This is a genomic window from Paenibacillus sp. FSL L8-0435 (assembly GCF_037965655.1).
Classification (GTDB): Bacteria; Bacillota; Bacilli; order Paenibacillales; family Paenibacillaceae; genus Paenibacillus.
The window spans coordinates 3,080,551-3,098,059 of the sequence record NZ_CP150185.1 but is presented as its reverse complement, the minus strand read 5'-3'; the positions used below and the strand labels follow the sequence as shown (position 1 = coordinate 3,098,059).

The 17,509-nt window shown below is 42.9% G+C and carries 16 protein-coding genes; 3 read left to right on the top strand and 13 right to left on the bottom strand.

The features are described 5' to 3' along the window. Positions 1 to 59: 59 nt before the first annotated feature. Positions 60 to 1,028 (bottom strand): LacI family DNA-binding transcriptional regulator, encoded by a 969-nt coding sequence (locus tag NST33_RS13525; RefSeq protein ID WP_339308250.1) that lies wholly within the window; start codon positions 1,026 to 1,028, stop codon positions 60 to 62. Between the two features lie 157 nt (positions 1,029 to 1,185). Between NST33_RS13525 and NST33_RS13520 the strand changes: the two genes are divergently transcribed. Further along, a complete protein-coding gene (locus NST33_RS13520) occupies positions 1,186 to 2,619 on the top strand; it encodes a glycoside hydrolase family 1 protein (RefSeq protein WP_339308248.1) in 1,434 nt (477 codons plus the stop codon). A gap of 917 nt (positions 2,620 to 3,536) precedes the next feature. Here NST33_RS13520 and NST33_RS13515 read toward each other — a convergent pair. The 9 genes from NST33_RS13515 to NST33_RS13475 form a co-directional block, all read right to left on the bottom strand. After that, the gene (locus tag NST33_RS13515) at positions 3,537 to 4,292 is read right to left on the bottom strand and encodes an ABC transporter permease (RefSeq protein WP_339308246.1); all 756 of its coding nucleotides are present in this window, start codon (positions 4,290 to 4,292) and stop codon (positions 3,537 to 3,539) included. Then, the gene (locus tag NST33_RS13510) at positions 4,289 to 5,038 is read right to left on the bottom strand and encodes an ABC transporter permease (RefSeq protein ID WP_339308244.1); all 750 of its coding nucleotides are present in this window, start codon (positions 5,036 to 5,038) and stop codon (positions 4,289 to 4,291) included. Before NST33_RS13510 ends, NST33_RS13515 begins: the two co-directional genes overlap by 4 nt. Beyond that, positions 5,035 to 5,757, bottom strand: a complete 723-nt coding sequence (locus NST33_RS13505) for an ATP-binding cassette domain-containing protein (protein ID WP_339185394.1) — start codon at positions 5,755 to 5,757, stop codon at positions 5,035 to 5,037. The genes NST33_RS13510 and NST33_RS13505 overlap by 4 nt, the downstream gene beginning before the upstream one ends. Before the next feature lie 83 nt (positions 5,758 to 5,840). Next, on the bottom strand, positions 5,841 to 6,854 hold the full coding sequence (locus tag NST33_RS13500; protein WP_339308242.1) for a HAMP domain-containing sensor histidine kinase: 1,014 nt from the start codon (positions 6,852 to 6,854) through the stop codon (positions 5,841 to 5,843). Continuing rightward, a complete protein-coding gene (locus NST33_RS13495; protein WP_339308240.1) occupies positions 6,851 to 7,528 on the bottom strand; it encodes a response regulator transcription factor in 678 nt (225 codons plus the stop codon). Before NST33_RS13495 ends, NST33_RS13500 begins: the two co-directional genes overlap by 4 nt. A gap of 298 nt (positions 7,529 to 7,826) precedes the next feature. Beyond that, positions 7,827 to 8,450, bottom strand: a complete 624-nt coding sequence (locus NST33_RS13490) for a sugar O-acetyltransferase (protein ID WP_339308690.1) — start codon at positions 8,448 to 8,450, stop codon at positions 7,827 to 7,829. A 39-nt stretch (positions 8,451 to 8,489) separates the two neighbouring features. Next, positions 8,490 to 9,056 carry a sugar O-acetyltransferase gene (locus NST33_RS13485; protein ID WP_339301225.1) on the bottom strand — a complete coding sequence of 189 codons (567 nt, stop codon included), beginning with the start codon at positions 9,054 to 9,056 and terminating at the stop codon, positions 8,490 to 8,492. Between the two features lie 229 nt (positions 9,057 to 9,285). Beyond that, positions 9,286 to 10,449: an MFS transporter gene (locus tag NST33_RS13480; protein WP_339308238.1), complete on the bottom strand. Its 1,164-nt coding sequence runs from the start codon at positions 10,447 to 10,449 to the stop codon at positions 9,286 to 9,288. A gap of 126 nt (positions 10,450 to 10,575) precedes the next feature. After that, on the bottom strand, positions 10,576 to 11,328 hold the full coding sequence (locus tag NST33_RS13475) for a helix-turn-helix domain-containing protein (RefSeq protein ID WP_036670754.1): 753 nt from the start codon (positions 11,326 to 11,328) through the stop codon (positions 10,576 to 10,578). A 205-nt stretch (positions 11,329 to 11,533) separates the two neighbouring features. On the opposite strand from NST33_RS13475, the gene NST33_RS13470 reads away from it, so the two are divergent. Further along, positions 11,534 to 11,662, top strand: a complete 129-nt coding sequence (locus NST33_RS13470; protein WP_339308236.1) for a DUF4023 family protein — start codon at positions 11,534 to 11,536, stop codon at positions 11,660 to 11,662. 95 nt (positions 11,663 to 11,757) lie between these two features. Further along, positions 11,758 to 12,018, top strand: a complete 261-nt coding sequence (locus tag NST33_RS13465) for a hypothetical protein (protein WP_145317749.1) — start codon at positions 11,758 to 11,760, stop codon at positions 12,016 to 12,018. Positions 12,019 to 12,099: 81 nt separating this feature from the next. On the opposite strand, the gene NST33_RS13460 is transcribed toward NST33_RS13465, so the two are convergent. The 3 genes from NST33_RS13460 to NST33_RS13450 form a co-directional block, all read right to left on the bottom strand. Next, positions 12,100 to 13,743: an extracellular solute-binding protein gene (locus NST33_RS13460; protein WP_339184783.1), complete on the bottom strand. Its 1,644-nt coding sequence runs from the start codon at positions 13,741 to 13,743 to the stop codon at positions 12,100 to 12,102. A gap of 305 nt (positions 13,744 to 14,048) precedes the next feature. Continuing rightward, the gene (locus NST33_RS13455) at positions 14,049 to 15,728 is read right to left on the bottom strand and encodes a response regulator (RefSeq protein WP_339308233.1); all 1,680 of its coding nucleotides are present in this window, start codon (positions 15,726 to 15,728) and stop codon (positions 14,049 to 14,051) included. Between the two features lie 4 nt (positions 15,729 to 15,732). After that, positions 15,733 to 17,481, bottom strand: a complete 1,749-nt coding sequence (locus NST33_RS13450) for a histidine kinase (protein WP_339308231.1) — start codon at positions 17,479 to 17,481, stop codon at positions 15,733 to 15,735. Positions 17,482 to 17,509: the final 28 nt, after the last annotated feature.

The window sequence follows — 17,509 nt, the reverse complement described above, 5'->3', positions numbered from 1 at the left end:
TCAAATTTGAATAATTATTGAATCCATAAAACCAGATTCCAGCATCAGGTCTTACGGATTCAAGTCGTCTCACGCTCAATCAGCTGGTATGTCAGCTGTTCGGTCTGCAACTCCACTTTACCCAATACGGCCCACAATAGATGGAAAGCCTGGGTAGCTTGCTCCGCAATCGGATTATGTATGGTCGTGATTCCAAGAACACGGGAAAGCTCGATATCATCAAACCCCACAATGGCAAGTTGTTCCGGTACCTGAATATTCCGTCTGCGTGCTTCACTCAGAATACCGATGGCTGCATAATCATTTGAACATAATACGGCCTGTGGAAGTTCTGACCCTTCAGCCATTCTTCGCATCGCTTCTTCGCCATCGGAGGAGCTAAATACGGAATATTGATATGCTTCAGTCCACACATGCAACCCTCTGCTCTTCATGAAAGATTCATAGGCTTCTCGGCGGCTCTGGGTATTCAAACTTTCAGCCCTGCCAAATGCATTCGCAATTCGGGTGTATCCTCTTGATACCAGATGCTCCAGAGCTAACTTATACCCTTCTGCCTGATCCATCGCAACAGACGGAATCTCGTCATTCCCCATTCGCTGCCAGGAGACAATCGGACCGTATTCCATATACGCCTTTAATTTCCGAGGATCATTGACACAAGCAATAATAACTAGCCCATCGACTCGTTTACTGCGCAGATCTTCGAATGCCTGCAATTCAATCTCCGGATCTCCACGGGATGTATAGATAATCGTCTGAAACCCAAAATCCATGGCTGTATCAATGAATTGATTCATGAATGTAAGAATGATCTCACCTGTGGTAGAAGTCACAATTCCAATCTGCTTCGTTTGCCCTGTAGATAGCGATATGGCATTTCGGTTGGGAATATAATTCAACTGTTTCATAATATCCGTGATGATCTGTCTTGCTTCATCACTAACATGCGGAGAATGATTAATCACGCGTGACACTGTCGCTTTTGAGTAACCGGACCGCTTCATAATTTCATCAAACTTGGACATCGGAGACTCCCTTCTTGCTAAAAAACTATAGAATAATAGTATGCCTCAGATCTGGGTCAAAAGTAAAACTTGACGTGTAACCCGTTACAACGTTTAAGCTTTTTTTATGTCATATATGAATCATCTTAATATCAATTTGATGAATGGAGCGATACACATGAGCAACTCTCAAAATCATACTTATCAATTCCCGGAAAATTTCCTGTGGGGTGGCGCAATTGCAGCCAATCAGGCTGAAGGTGCATACAATCAAGGCGGCAAAGGATTATCTACACAGGATGTAGCTCCCAAAGGTATCATGGGGCCAATCACGGAAGAACCAACCGAAGATAACATGAAACTGATCGGTATCGATCTATATCATCGCTACAAGGAAGATGTGAAACTGTTTGCCGAGATGGGCTTCAAGGTATTCCGTACTTCCATCGCCTGGTCCCGGATTTTCCCAAAAGGGGACGAGCTGGAACCAAATGAAGAAGGTCTGCAATTCTACGACGATCTGTTTGACGAATGCCACAAATACGGGATTGAACCACTGGTTACGCTATCCCACTATGAGACACCTCTTCACTTGTCCAAAGAATACGACGGCTGGGTTAACCGGAAAATGGTTGGATTTTATGAGCGTTATGTAACTGCCGTATTTAAACGTTATAAAAACAGAGTAAAATACTGGCTTACTTTCAACGAAATCAACTCCATTCTTGAAGCACCCTTCATGAGTGGAGGCATCTACACGCCTAAGGAGAAGCTTAGCAAGCAAGATCTCTATCAGGCGATCCATCATGAGTTTGTAGCCAGTGCTTCCGCTGTGAAACTCTGTCATGAGATCATTCCTACGGCACAGATTGGTTGTATGATGCTCAGTATGCCTACCTATCCGCTGACACCAAATCCAGACGATATGATTAAAGTCATGGAATTCGAACATAGCAACTATTTCTTCGGCGATGTACACGTAAGAGGTCGCTACCCTGGTTATATGAAACGTTACTTCCGTGAAAATGGAATCGAGATTCAGATGGAAGCTGGCGACGAGGAAATGTTACTGAATACAGTAGACTTTATCTCTTTCAGTTATTACATGAGTATCTGTCAGACAGCAGACCCGGAGAAACAAATCGCAGGTGAAGGTAACCTTCTTGGGGGTGTACCAAACCCTTATCTGCCAGCAAGTGAATGGGGATGGCAGATTGACCCGCAAGGATTGCGTTATGTGCTTAACATGTTCTATGACCGCTATCAAAAACCGCTGTTTATTGTAGAGAATGGCCTGGGAGCTGTGGACGAATTGATCACGGGTGCGGACGGTGAGAAAACAGTAGAAGATGACTACCGAATCCAGTATCTGAATGATCATCTGGTTCAGGTTGGCGAAGCCATTGAAGACGGAGTTGAAATTATGGGTTATACATCATGGGGTTGCATTGATGTGGTCAGTGCGTCTTCTGCCCAGTTGAAAAAACGTTATGGTTATATCTATGTGGATCGTCATGACGATGGATCAGGAACACTCGAACGTTATCGCAAGAAATCCTTCCATTGGTACAAAGAAGTGATCAGCAGTAACGGAAAAAGTTTGCAACGTTAAGGTTCTTTAAGCAAATGTAACAGATCCATTCTTCTATCCCCCAGACATTATCACATGAAAAAGTGTCGGTTATACGATACCTTGGCATGTTTTCTGTCTGGGGATTTTATTAAAAATACCCGATGATAAACATCGGGTATTCTCAATGGCTAATATAATATTCTTCACTATATGTTTTTTTTAAGTAAATGATTTTTTTGTTTTGACATTTATCTAATCGATAAAGAGAACAAGTTCTGTTCCCTCTTGACTTACATTTAGGTAAGCTAACCTGCTATTAGCTTAATGAAACAGATTAAATATCCCACTCTATTCAGAAGTGGAACGGAGATTTTGCCTTCAGAGAATGATTTGAGCCTTATCCCACCACATAATTTATCTCAAGATAATATTTAGATAACAATTTAATCCGCGATGACACAATGTTCTTGCCTTGGACAATTGAAATTGACTTTAAATATCCTTCGATTTCCAACTGTGTCGTGATGGGTACTTAACTATTCTGAACAAAAGCAGCTGATCACATTAATCAGCTGCTTTCTTTGTATTATAGAGCTATCGTTTCCCGTTAGCGTAATGATTTACTGTTGACACATTCATCGTGCTATCTTTAACGTCTAGTTTTTGGACTATGATTAATTCGAACGGTAGCTGCTGGACAATTTCACCTCCATCTCGTTTATTGCTTAAATCATTCTTCATTTTGATTCTTGACTTCCATTCCTCTTGTAAAAACACACGATACCAAACGCAGCAAAAGTTACATAATTACTTATTCTTGCTATGACCTCTTCAGCATCCTTAAAAAAACCTTTTTCTGTGCAAACTCTCTCCTCACATATCTGTGTTTACCATGATTATACAACAACAAGTTTTTGGTTACCTTTGTTTTATGAATATCTCTGACCATTGATCGCTTAGGCATCTTGCTTACGGTATAATACAACAGAAAATATAATAAAGATCAGTGTCCATAACATTGAAATGCCTGTCCCTTGCATTGGTGTAAGGACATTCATTTCATCAGAGGAAAGCGACCTATACATATAATATCCTGCCGTATCCGGAAAAACATGTTTAATACCAGGCAGATAATTTCTTGCCAATGGACTGACAACAAAATAATACCCAAGCAGAATGACTAGTACAGGAGTCGTTCGTCTAATTAAAGCACCTATAGCTGCACTGAGAAGACTAGTCATTGTTAAATAGCCTGTTGCACCTACTAATGTTTTAATTAATGTGTTCATCTCAATCACTTTTGTGTCTCTCATCATAACAAAAGCATATAGCACACCTGATGCAACCATAATAAACGCCGCGGGAATAGCTATAATAGCCAATGCCAGATGCTTCGCGGATAATTGAAACCCACGCCAAGGTGTCACAGTTAAAGTGGTTCGAATCCGTCCGCCGGTATACTCCGAACAAGTTGTTAAGATTCCAAGAATAATAAACCCTGCTTGAAGATATCCCATAGACGCAAGTCCTGTATCCACCATCCTTTGAGTTCCTGCAGCCCCTTGTTGGCCAATAGAAGTAAACGCTACAGCTAGAACTAAATTGACAATGAACGCTCCCGTAAGAGTGAACCATATCCATGGTAATGTAACGAGTTTGCCCAGTTCAGCACTGAGAATTGGTGTTATCTTTTTACTAGAAGAGACACTCATGCTGCAACGTCCCTCCTATAGAATACAATAGCTGCAATAATGAAGAGAACAAATACCCAAGCAAACATGACTAAACCGCCTATGAACGGAGTGTGGAATCTGTCACTCATAGACATAAACATATCAATGCCAGCCCGATCGGGTAAGTACATCGCCAACGTCGTAATCTTAGAAAGCAGAACACTAAATGATACGATGGATGAGTTGATCATGAGCACAGCAAGAGGTATAACGCCATTTTTAGTTAGAACAGTGAACCCAACTGCTAAAAGAGCGGTAAATATCCAGTAACAAAGGGCACCGAACAGTCTGGACCATTCAAATGCAGGAGCATATTCATCAAGAATAAGATGCGTTGTGGGCACCATTATTATAATAGCAACCATACAAAGCAATGCGCTAATTACTGTTACGGCGCCTCCTTTTGCCAACAAAACATAAAGTCGGGATGAAACAACAGATAAACTGGTTGTCATCTGTTGTCCTCCACCAGATTCACTGCTCTCTGTCAAATACTCACTGCTTACAGCAAGCACACCAAGGATGATGACGCCTTGTACCCCAAAACCTAATCCAATATAGCCGACTTCCGCTAGGCGTGTGCTGATTCCAGCTATAATGTCCGCTTTTTGTGTTAGACTATCCAATGCAGCAAAGACCGCTGGAGCAAATGCTCCAATAAAAAGAGCAAGCCAAATGCCCGGCAGGGAAAGTAATTTAGACAGTTCAGCGTTGATTGCTCTCATAGAGCATTCCCTGCACGTTCAGATGTCAGGGCAAAAAAGGATTCCTCTAGCGTGGAATGGGTACCTATGACTTCTTCCAATGTTCCATCTGCAACGATTTTCCCATGCTTAATAATCACCACATCATCAACCGTCTCTGCAAGCTCTCCCATTAGATGACTGGATAGTAACACGGTGTTTCCAGACGCGGCACGTTCACGTAAAAATGTCCGAATCCAGCGAATCCCTTCCGGGTCGAGCCCGTTTACGGGTTCGTCCAAAATCAATATTTTTGGATCGCCAAGTAGTGCAGCTGCCATCCCAAGTCTTTTCCCCATACCAAGTGAATAACTCCCGACTCTTTTGCCCGCCGCAGTAGTAAGACCTACTATTTCCAAAACTTCCTCGACACGTGAGCGAGGCAAGCCTGCGGCACGAGCAATCCAACGTAAGTGCGCCCGTCCTGTTCGCATGCGATGAGCTCCCGATCCATCCATTGCAGCGCCTACAGTTACTAAAGGATTGTGTAATTCTGCAAATGGCTTTTCATTAATTAGTGCACTCCCTGAGGAGGCACGATCTAATCCAAGCAGGATACGAAGTGTAGAACTTTTCCCTGCCCCATTTGGACCTAAAAAACCGGTGACTCTACCTGGTCTGGCTTTGAAACTGATACCTGATAAGATTTTTTGGGTTCCTCGGTGTTTGACTAAGTTATTAATGGTAATCAACCATAACACATCCCTTCTGTTATGGTTGTAATTATAAAGAAGCAAAGTTGCATCTCGGATATCATGTTGTTTACTTCTGGGTTAACTTTAGGTTAAGCCCTGCCAATAGCTATTCTTGTGCCATTTTTATTGGATGTAAAGACAGCTTTCAACTTCATTTTTTTCAACATATATTTTGAAGCCGATAAGCCAATCCCCACCCCGCGCTCATCGGATGAGTTATTCATACCCGGACCTCTGTCTTCAATAATAATCTGTTCATTTTCTATATCAACTACAATGTTTGCATATTCCCCCTTTGCTGCATGCCGAAGAACATTCTGAAATAAGTTATCCAGAACTCGTGTCATCCATTTAGGATCTACTTCCCAATAAAAAGTCTTCTCTGCCGGTGAATCAACATCGATCCGAATTGCTTGTTCTTCAAATGCAGGATACCACGCAGCAACTGATGCTCTTACTAAGCGTCCAATATCTGTTGAAGTCGGATGAAAAGGATGTTTCCCTGATGTAATCAAGGTATAAGAAAGTAAATCATCCATTAGCTCTCCGACTCTTGTAATTGTATGGTTCATTTCCGTTAATGAGTTTTGTCCTTCCAAACTAATTGATTCCTCATTTAACCTGGTGACATGTCCTCTCAAAATAGTAAGTGGCGTTCGTAAGTCGTGAGATAAATTCGCGATGAGCCGATGTCTTAATGATTCCTCTTCATTTTCCCGCTTGCGGCTGTCCTCAAGCTGCTGAATCATCCAATTAAAGGAACTCCCTAACTGGTCTATTTCATCCATGCGATCACTCTGAACCGATATTGGTTTAGGAAATGAGTGATTTGTAGCTGAAAACGACATGAATTCTTGTAAGTAGGTGAGACGTTTGCGAAGTTTCAAGAAGAACAACCAAGACAAAACAACAAATGCAACCATGATAAAACTAAATAATAGAACAGTGATATAAAATAAATTCAACGTATTCAGATCTTCTTCATGGATACTACCCGCAAACCCAACAAACGCACTGAAGAAAATAAGCACTATGGGAGGAAAAAAGATAAATAGAAAATGTACTTTTAGAAAACGGCGAAATAATGACCTATTCTGTCTCATAATTTCACCCGATATCCTATTCCCTTCAACGTTTCTATAATCTCCGGGGAATTTGGATTACGTTCCAACTTCTGACGCAGCCGACGGATATGTACCATTAATGTTTTATCACCAGTAATATAAGCTTCTTCCCAAATAGCCTCATAGATTTGTTCTTTTGGCAGAACTTGATTAGGGTGGCGTAAGAAGTACATTAATATTCGATGTTGTTTCCCTGTCAATATAATTTCTTCACCTGTGCGTTTATCAAATATCATTTTGACTCCTAGATCTACTTCAATATGATTTCCTAATGAAATGCGTTCGGAATGTATTCCGCCACTTCGCCGGATTAGTACTTCTAATCTTGCAACTAATTCATCTGTATGGAATGGTTTCGTTACATAGTCATCGGCAAATTGTAAACCATCTACCTTATCATCGATCGATGTTCGAGCAGATAACAGCAATATCGGAACATCAGGAGCTACCTTTTTTAATCGTTTTCCCACAGTAAATCCGTCTAAGCCAGGTAACATGATATCCAAAATAACGACTTCATACTGATGTACATCTTTTTCAGCTCCCTCACCACTAAGTAGCCATTGAACCGAAAAGCCTCGCTGTTCTAATTCCTCCTTTACCAATTTACCTATCTTCTCATTATCTTCGATGTATAATAAGTTTCTTCTCAAGTAACATCCCTCTCTCTGAATGGTGTCCACTATTAGACAGATTAACATAACGCATACCATCGTTTCCATTTAAGAAAATAAGTGCTCCTTCTATGTACCCGATCTTTTCACGAGAAATGGCCGTTAGTTGAAAAAAGCAACCGATCTCGTAAATCGACTGCTTTTTTTGTTTCATAACGCTATCGATTCCGTTAGTTGAATGAATTAAGGGGAAAATAAAGATTAGTTATATGTCTAATCGGAAATAGGAACATGTTCTTGTACCGATAACATAAAAAAAGCCGCTAAAATAGCGACTTCAATGGGAATATGTTCTTGTCCCTCGACACTTCACTACATCCCTGCTGTACTTTGTTTTGTCTTCTTCCGTTATCTTGCGAATGACCCTGCAAGGATTACCCGCAGCAATCACGCCAGACGGTATACTCTTGGTCACTACGCTCCCTGCGCCGATGATCGTATTATCTCCAATCGTCACTCCGGCAAGAACCGTCACACCGCCACCGATCCACACATTATTGCCCACCGTGATGGATCCAACGATCTCCAGACCTTCATTGCGCTGCTCAACATCATAAGGGTGGCCTGCCGTATAAAATCCGCAATTGGGAGCAACAAAAACGTTATCTCCAAAACTGATTTTTCCTCCATCCAGCATGACAATATTATGATTGCTATAGAAGTTCTCACCAATTTCAATATTATAGCCGTAATCACATAAAAATGGCTGTTCAATCAGGAAACGATCCGTCGTTTTCCCCAGCAGTTTCTTGATTAACGCTTCTCTTTCATTGATCTTGGCTGGATGAAGCTGGTTATAATCGTAACAAAGTCCCTTGGCATGTAAACGCTCTTCAATTAACTCTTGATCATAATTGGCGTTATATAAGAGCCCTAATTGGGATTTCTCTTTTTCAGTCATCATTTCGTAAGCACTTCCCATCTTCTATCTAAAAATAAATTAAAGCTCAATCTCTCTTATGATTCTAGCAGGATTGCCGCCAACAATCATATTATCGGGAACATCCTTTGTAACCACAGACCCGGAAGCAATGACCACGTTGTCTCCAATGGTAACCCCCGGATTAATAACGGCTCTACCACCAATCCATACATTATTGCCAATCGTGACTGGCTTGCCGTATTCTGCACCCGTATTGCGTTCATGCGGATGCAGTGGATGAGTAGCCGTATAGATATGTACATCTGGCCCCATTAAGCAATGGTCTCCAATACGAACTTCACACACATCTAATATCGTACAATTAAAATTGGTATAAAAATGATTGCCTACATGAATGTTATATCCATAATCCACATGAATATTAGGTTCCATACCCAGGTGTTCACCTGTAGATCCCAACAGTTCCTTCAATAACTTGGTGCGAAGCTCACCGTCCGTTTCCGTCGTTTGATTGAACGTCCGCGTCATTTTTCTTGCATACTCTCTGTCCTCAGACAATTGAAGATCCGAAGCCATGTACAGCTCGCCATCCAGCATTTTCTGTTTTTCCGTCTTCGTAGTCATGATCACCGCTCCCTCTTTACACATCATGTAATTCAACATTAAATAACACTTTTTAAAACTCTTTTAATTATATAGATTACCATGAATAAAGCAAGTTTTTCTCGATATGAAAATGGTTTAATCTACTGACGCGTACTCTAGTGTATCAACAATAAAAAAACCTCTACACCCATTAAACTATGGGAATGCAGAGGTTCAAGCCTTTTGTCCAATCTCCAATTTCTTTATTCTAAGCAACCGCCTGAACGGTTTTTTCCTTAACGCTAATGGCATAGATGGCAGACACCAAACCAAGCAAAATCAGAACAGAACCAACCCATCCAGTGTTCAGAATCGATGAATGATCAATCACCATGCCACCGATATAGGTACCCAGTGCAATACCTGCATGTGCAATTCCTGAATTGGTACTGATTAGCGTTTCGGCTGTTTCCGGCGAAGTTTTGATAATGAGACTATTCTGAACGGGCGTAACCGTCCAACTCAATGCACTCCAGATGCTTAACAATAGCAAGAATGCGATCAAAGGCAATCCTACACTGAACGGAATGACAGCCATAGTCACAATAAAGGGAATCAGCACAATGACAATGGCTTTGGCAGGATGCAGACGATCGGATAACATGCCACCTATGCCTCCACCTGCAACAGCGGCGATCCCAAACATCATATAGATAAAGGTAACCATCGTGGCGCTGGCACCCAGCGTTTCTTGCAAAAATGGCGTGAAATACGCATATAAAGTCAAATGGCCCGCAAGCACAAGCAAAGTTGTAGCATGGATTGCCAACATTTTTGGATTCCACAGAGCCGTAAGCTGTTTCTTCAGAGATACGGCAGGAATAGGCTGAACACGGTCCATCGCAATCCAGATGGCCATCATAACCACTGCGGTTAGAACAGCGATCAACATAAACACCTCACGCCAGCCTGCCAAGTTACCTACAAAGATACCAAGTGGTACACCCAGGATAAGCGATGCGCTGCCTCCCATGGTAATGATCCCCACGGCACGTCCTTTGTATTGTGGTTCCACAATACGTGCTGCAAGGGTCAGGGAGAGCACAAAAATAAGTGAACCCGTTGCGGCTCCGAGTGCTCTGCCCGCCATCAGCATGTAAAAGCTGGTACTGAATGCAGAGATCAGGTTACTGATCAGAAAAACAAATAGCGTACACATATATACTTTTTTACGCTCGAATCTGGCCGTCATATTTAACAAAATCGGCGCAGACAACGCATAGACAAGTGAGAAAATAGAGATTAAATACCCGGCTTTCGCCAAGGAAAGATGAAGATCCGTAGCAATCAGGTCCAGAATTCCGCCCAAGATCAGTTCAACGGTTCCAACCACAAATGCTGCGATAGCGAGCACATATACTTTCTTATTCATGTTGAATCCTCCTCAAAAAGTTACAACTACGATAGTAACCCATAAAAATGAAAGTTTCAATAGTTATTTTCATGTTTTTTTCAAACAAAGATATAACAAAAAAAACTATCCTGCGAGAGAATAGTTTTAATAGATCAACCTGGTGAGCAGTTTCTCGATTTCAGCATCCTGTAATAGTTGGTCACCGTATTTTTTGGTAATCTGAGTAAGTGCAACATCATGGTAGAAATAATCCGTCATCGCTTTAACAATCGGTTTGGACATCGTCTTGATCGCTCGCCATGAATCATGCTCCACACCGGCAAACAGCAGATATGCATGATCCACAATAAGCAGCTGTGAAGGTTCCGGTGCATCTAGCAATGGGATTAACGAGTATATCCGGTTTAAGGATGTCTCCATGCCCCCAACGGCAAGTACTTCAACGTATACGCCCTGCTTTTCCTTCTGCTCCAGCAGTTCACGATATTTCTCCATTCGCTCATTCCAGGCCAGAAAAAGAATTGATGAATCTGCTTCCTCGATAAGCTGTTCGATATTCGATGCGATGGACGACTCATCTTTTAACGTCCAGATATGTTCATCGGTGAATGTACGTTTGATTTTGTAACTTTTCAATTCCTCAATATCTTTCTCAAAATCAGCCTTGATCTTATGGATAATGGACTGAAGATCCACCGCCATATATAGTTTCTTCTTCCCATCCATCGTTGTCAGCACCGTTCCCTTGTCGATCAGGCGATTAAGCACTTCATAGATCTTGGCTTTGGGAACGTTGGAGTAATTTACAATCGATGTGGCATCAAGTGGTTCATCCTGCGCGAATATAGCCTCGTATACCTGACTTTCATATTGTGTAAACCCGAATTTCTGCAACATGGTATGGATCTGCGCATCCCTTCTTAGTGTGTCTGGTCTATCTAGTTTAGATGCATGAACCTCCCATGTCCAGTATGTCCCAACTGACCTAGGAATGTGGAATCAGAATTAAATTTAGCGATGTCACCAAAATAATATCACTTGCCAGTGGTTATATTAACAATCGGAATACACATTTTGCTTATGGAAGGAGCTGTAATTTACAATGGAAAGTACTCAAGATTTTGTGAAGAAAGTTAACGAAAATGCCGAAAAAGCGCGTCACAATAAAAACAACAGCAAGGGAACGCCAGGGGACAAGTTGCCATCCAAACAGCACTCAACGAATAAGTAGAGTCTATTTATTAAACATCATGTCTTCCGTCTAACACCCTTTCCTCTACTTTTCATCTACTATTAAGAACCTTTAATAGAAAAGAGATGATTAGTATGGCTCGTGTCAATGCTGTTCCACAACCGGATCTGGTATTAATCTACTGGTCTAGAAATCCGCTCATTCCCGGTTCTGCGCGCAGAATCCAAAGTGTGCGTGTAATTGGTAATACATCTCCATGTACATTCACACTGGTTCCTGGTGCACGGCTGATCAATGCACTGAACTGCTTGCTGGACAATGATATTGGATTCAAAGTGGTATACCGCTACAAAACGTCTGAAATCAGTGGGGTTCTGTTATTGAAACGCAGATAATCCCAATTAAAAAAACGGTGCCTCTCCTTAGGGGAGCGCACCATTTCTATTTTTTCTTTGATCTTATGAAGTTCAACCCTTTTATTGGTTAGCTGCGATGGTGTCGTTCACTTCTTGTGTGATCTGATCCCCGCCAAGTTTCTTCCAATTGGCTACAAAGTTATCGAACTCGTCAATCGACAAATTACCATAGATGATTTTCAGAAACGTCTCGGCTCTCAGTTTATCAAGTGTTGCCTGTTTGGTATTCATCGTTCTCGTTGGTGCATAGATGAATTCATTCATAACAATCAGGTCATTATCCCGATAGTATTTAATCACACCTTGTGAACTCTCTGGGCCAAAGATACGCTCCATATGCCACTTATCGAGATTCCCATTCCGATAATCCATAATATCGTCATAGAACAGCTTCGCTTCGAGTTCCAATCCAGAGGTATCTCCTGTTTTGAGCGCCTGCTCTACTTCATCCTGTGCTTTCACATTTTTGTTGGCTGGCAGGTTGGAGACTGTCGCATTATGAAAACCAAGACCTGTCAGTCCATTCAAATAAGCAGCCCGTTCTTCCTTGGCAGACTCACCGAACATTTTTTCAGCCTGAAAATTAAGAAGTTTAATCAACGCTTCTGGATGCTCGTAGCCTTTGCGAACGGCAAATATACCGCCCAGACTAAGATGATTCTGTGTTTTGGCTGGCTGATCATCAATCGATTGAACCGGGTAAGCCATCCAGTCGATGTTTTTGTCTTTCTTAATCATGCTGCTAACCTGAAATGGTGCCCATTGTGGCAGGAAGAACATGCCTGACTTACCTGCATTCACATCCTCCATCATTTTAGCAAAATCCTTCACGCCAAATTCGGGATCAAGCACACCCTTCTGATACAGAGTCTGAAGTTCACGCAATCCTTCTTTCACTTCCGGTTGGATCGTTCCATTCACGACTTGACCTGAAGCATCCTTAATCCAGGTTTCGAGGTAACCATGATAACCGAGCAAGAACGCATTTATAGGTAAATCTTTGTTCAAGGCAATACCGTACGTATCATCTTTGCCATTTCCGTCTGGATCTTCGAAGGTAAAGGCTTCTGCAATCTGGATGACATCCTGCATGGATTTGGGTGCCTCAAGACCGACCTTTTTTAGCCAATCCTGGCGTATCCAGATCATATCAGAAGAATCCAGCGAGCCCGGGAAGCTTACCATGGCATATATTTTCCCATCCTTCGTTACCGGCTTCAGACCTGCTCCATCCTCAGCAGCCATGAACTCCTTCACCAGTTCGGATGCATACTTGTCATATACTTCGGTCAGATCCTCCAGCATTCCCGCTTCATGAAGTTGTTCGAATTGAACAGCACTTACTTTCAGTACATCCGGCAGATCACCACTCGCCAGCGTGACATTCATCTTATCGTTATAATTGGCATCCGGAACGATCCATTCGTACGTTACATCAATACCGAGTTCATCCTTGTACCCTCTGGTCCAGATGTTGTTGGCGTGTGTATCTCCTTGGGCGAGCGATTCTTTCCCTGTTTCATTCATGGTGGAAGTCAATTTAATGGGTGGGTCATATTTCGTAAGTGGTCCTCCCGCATCCTGCTGTGTATTCGGCGCTGCTTCATTCTCGGCGCTTCCCGCACCAGACGAACAGGCAGCAAGCGTGGTGGCCAGCACCATGGTTAATGTTAATAATGAGAACTTCTTGAATGATATATTCATGCGAATCCCCCTTTTTTCTCCTCCCGTGAGGTATATAAGATGAACTATAAATATTAAACATCCACTCCGATAGCAGAATAACCTTCCGATCACTGTTATCCCCAGATTTCCTTTATCCCTTTTTCTATGGGTGAAATCTGTTGATAAAGGTGAACGCTTCGCTTCTTCAGTTTTTTTCTGCTCTCTCCGTTCAAGGTTTAATTTGACTCATCTTATATATAATTTTATTTTATAAAGAAAGCGCTATCACTTCGAGTGTACCCCGTTGACATCTGGTATCTTTGATTTACCATTTGAAATATCATTTAACTTTTCTGATCCCGATACTCTTGAGGGGTGCAGCCTGTTGCTTTTTTGAAGAAACGATAAAAATAATGCTGATCGCTAAATCCAACCTTCGCAGATATTTCATGCATCTTGCAAGAAGAACCCAGAAGCAACTCTTTGCTTCGCTCCACTCTACGGTCATGGATGTAGTCGGATATGCCTTTACCTGTAATTCGTTTATACCAACGCGACAGATAAGAAGGGTTAAGAGAGACTTCCTGTGCGATCCGTGTGAGTGAGAGGTCATCCTCCAGATGGTGCTTGATGTATTGATGGATCGTAATCAGAATCTGTGATTGGTCGTTCACGCGGGCATCGCTTCGTTTGGAGATCATCCATTCGTATGCCGATTGATAAAAGATGACCAGATCGGACCATGCCGTATGGATGTCAAAATGCAGCATTTGGGACAGCGATATTTCGTCCATTGCCGACTCGTACAACCCTAGTTCATGCAGGACTTCAATGAGTATACTAGCTGCACCCGTATACGTTTTCATGCGAAAGAACGGATCTTGAAGTCCCTCCTTCGCCGCCTCGGTCCATTTATGGAATGACTCTATCCATTCCCGATCCCCGGCGGTTATTCGCTGTTTGATCTGATCCAGATGCAGCGCTACAACACCCTGTTGATTCATAATGCTAGGGGTGTATGGCAATTCATCCTGGATATTTACACGCAAGAGCTTCTCCATCCCAAACCCGGGGCTCTCATGAATCGACAGGCGTAACTGCGCGATCGCCTGATTAACCCTGCTCCACTCTACCGCTTGCTCGCTGACCATAATGGATACAGACAGGTTCAGGCAGTCCGCACAGGATTGCTGCACAGACTCCAGTGTGCCATAGACAAAACGAAGGGTCTGGTTCCAGCTGTCCAGCTGACTCCCTCGTTCCCCTTGCGTATTAGATACGTGTGACGAATGCGCCTCTTGCGATTGAATAAAACAAGCGATGATCTGAGTGTCCAGATCAATCGCCTTCACCCTGGCCTTGTCTTGCAGCAACTCCTCCGCAACATTGGCAACGGCATAGCGGATTAGACTGCGATCCGCCTGGGATTGATAGTTGTTCCATTCTTCTACCCGGATGATCACTGGAATAACGAGTTGATCGGATTCGAAAGGTAGCTGCACAGCATCCAGTTCTTCTTGAAGTGAAACGGTATCATGTCTATCCGTTCGCTTAAGTACATCCAGCAGCAATTGACGCTGTAACTGGGGCAGCGCTCGCGGTAATTTACTGCGAAACCAGGCAGCTTGGTAGCGAAAATCATTCTCTTCCGAGATCTGTGCTAATGCCCGTTCTACTGCAGCCCGAATGTGGTTCATGCCCTCTGTCTTTAACAGGTAATCAACAACGCAAGGATTTCGAATGGCTTGGTGTGCATAATCGAATTCGTTATGTCCCGTCAGTAATAGAACTTTGCATCGTGGCCACCGGTCCATAATCTGCTCAATCAACTGCATGCCATCCATGCCAGGCATACAGATATCGCTGAGTACAATATCAATCTTTACCGAGTTCAACCAATCAATAGCTTCATAGGCAGAGTATGCCTTGATTATCTCCATGTCCTGTAGATTTGCTTTTTGAAAGAACGCATACAGTCCGTCCAGAATAACAGGTTCATCATCGACAATAAGCATCCGCTGCATAATCCTACTCCCCTTTCCATGGAATCTTCACTATAATGCACAATCCACCGAGCTCACTTCGCTGTGCTGTAAGACCATAGACAGCCCCGAATTTGATTCTTAATCGCTGATTCACATTCATTAGCCCGGTTATCTCTTCGTTTCCATGTTTCCGATCTGTCTCTTCGAAGGAGGATTGCAAGTAATTCAATGTTGCGTCGGTTAACTGATCCCCGTCATCCTCGATGCGAATAGACAGGTTATCCTGATCCTTTTGGTACGAAACCTGTAGAATACCTCCCTGGCTACGTTTGGCTAGTGCATGCTCAAACACATTCTCTACGATCGGCTGAATCATGACTCTGGGAACAGAAATAACTCTGTACCTTGCATCCAGATCCTCCAATTCCAATTGAATCCTCGAACCAAACCGGATTTTTTGAATGGACGCATAGACCAGCGCATGGTCAATCTCAGCCCCCAACGATACTTCCGTATGAGAATCACGGGACATATACCTGAAATATTGACCCAGGTAGTCGGTGAATTCCTGAATGAGCTCCACATTCTCCACTTCAGCCATTTGCTTGATGCTGAATAGACTGTTGTATAGAAAGTGAGGTTGAATCTGGGATTGCAGGTGCTTGAGTTCCGCTTCACTTGTTCGAATCCGTGCAACATAATTCTCATCGATCAAAATATGTAAGCGCTCTATCATATGGTTGAATCGAGAGTACAAATAGCCGAATTCATCCCGTCTGGATGAAGGAATATGTACGCTTGTCTGGCCCTGCTCTGCCATCCTGAATCCTCGAATGAGCACCGCTAAGGGTTGGTGAATCGATCTGTAGATCGAAAACGAGAAGACAACAATGATCACAACCGACATGAAGGTCACCATCCATAACCATACGTTGTATTGTTCCAGCGGTGCGCTCAGCACATCTTGCGGAATAGTGGCTGTCAGCGTGAACGAGTGATCCTTATCATGTAACGAATAATATAGATATGGATCAGATTGGAACTTCGTAACTTGCATGGACTCGGATGGTTCAGGTGAAACTGTTCGAATCGGGTTTACAGGTGCTGGCTGCTCTGAAGAAGAGATCACTACATGTTGCTGTTCACCAAAACTCAGTGTAATCTCACTTTCACCCGTTTCCGACAGCTGCTGCAAACGGTGTTTCAGTTCTTCAGCAGACAAGCGTATCCCTAATATGAAATTAGGTGGCTCCTCATGGTTCATGTTATACGGATTACTTTTCAGGAAATAGAGATCGTTATTGGAATGCGATAATTCGCCATTCAGATTCCCCATCGTCGCGAGCAGATTCTTCCACTCGGTATCCTCTACGTCCCGAATCCCGTCCACCGCACTGACTCGTTTATGCAGAGCGGGAACATAATACACCACATCACTAATGTAGGGACTCGTCACCATGATCTGACCCAGCTTATTGTGAATGTTGTTCAGACTGGACGTGACTTCATATCTGCTCATAATCGCGGCTCGTGTACTTAGCGTGGACATGGGTTCATCAAATGAAAATTCGGTAACCAGCGCACTCATTCGCTCCAATTCGAATTGCAGATGATTATGGTAGAAGTACAATTTGGACTCATGTGCTTTCTCCACCTCCGTCTGCATTTGTTTGGAGCTGAGTTGCGTAATCATAATGCTTATCCCGTACAAGGGCAGAATGACCAGTACAAAAGCAATCATCAGTTTGACGACAATGGATGACTCTCTCCATCTCCCCTGGATGACTCTCAATATTCCATCTCCCCTCTCCTCAATAGCA

What these genes read in the sequence shown, in the direction of transcription:
- NST33_RS13460 (WP_339184783.1), bottom strand. Translation starts at nt 13,743, where the DNA reads ATGAATATATCATTCAAGAAGTTCTCATTATTAACATTAACCATGGTG.
- NST33_RS13515 (WP_339308246.1), bottom strand. Translation starts at nt 4,292, where the DNA reads ATGAGTGTCTCTTCTAGTAAAAAGATAACACCAATTCTCAGTGCTGAA.
- NST33_RS13490 (WP_339308690.1), bottom strand. Translation starts at nt 8,450, where the DNA reads ATGACTGAAAAAGAGAAATCCCAATTAGGGCTCTTATATAACGCCAAT.
- NST33_RS13465 (WP_145317749.1), top strand. Translation starts at nt 11,758, where the DNA reads ATGGCTCGTGTCAATGCTGTTCCACAACCGGATCTGGTATTAATCTAC.
- NST33_RS13525 (WP_339308250.1), bottom strand. Translation starts at nt 1,028, where the DNA reads ATGTCCAAGTTTGATGAAATTATGAAGCGGTCCGGTTACTCAAAAGCG.
- NST33_RS13520 (WP_339308248.1), top strand. Translation starts at nt 1,186, where the DNA reads ATGAGCAACTCTCAAAATCATACTTATCAATTCCCGGAAAATTTCCTG.
- NST33_RS13470 (WP_339308236.1), top strand. Translation starts at nt 11,534, where the DNA reads ATGGAAAGTACTCAAGATTTTGTGAAGAAAGTTAACGAAAATGCCGAA.
- NST33_RS13485 (WP_339301225.1), bottom strand. Translation starts at nt 9,056, where the DNA reads ATGACTACGAAGACGGAAAAACAGAAAATGCTGGATGGCGAGCTGTAC.
- NST33_RS13475 (WP_036670754.1), bottom strand. Translation starts at nt 11,328, where the DNA reads ATGTTGCAGAAATTCGGGTTTACACAATATGAAAGTCAGGTATACGAG.
- NST33_RS13455 (WP_339308233.1), bottom strand. Translation starts at nt 15,728, where the DNA reads ATGCAGCGGATGCTTATTGTCGATGATGAACCTGTTATTCTGGACGGA.
- NST33_RS13510 (WP_339308244.1), bottom strand. Translation starts at nt 5,038, where the DNA reads ATGAGAGCAATCAACGCTGAACTGTCTAAATTACTTTCCCTGCCGGGC.
- NST33_RS13500 (WP_339308242.1), bottom strand. Translation starts at nt 6,854, where the DNA reads ATGAGACAGAATAGGTCATTATTTCGCCGTTTTCTAAAAGTACATTTT.
- NST33_RS13480 (WP_339308238.1), bottom strand. Translation starts at nt 10,449, where the DNA reads ATGAATAAGAAAGTATATGTGCTCGCTATCGCAGCATTTGTGGTTGGA.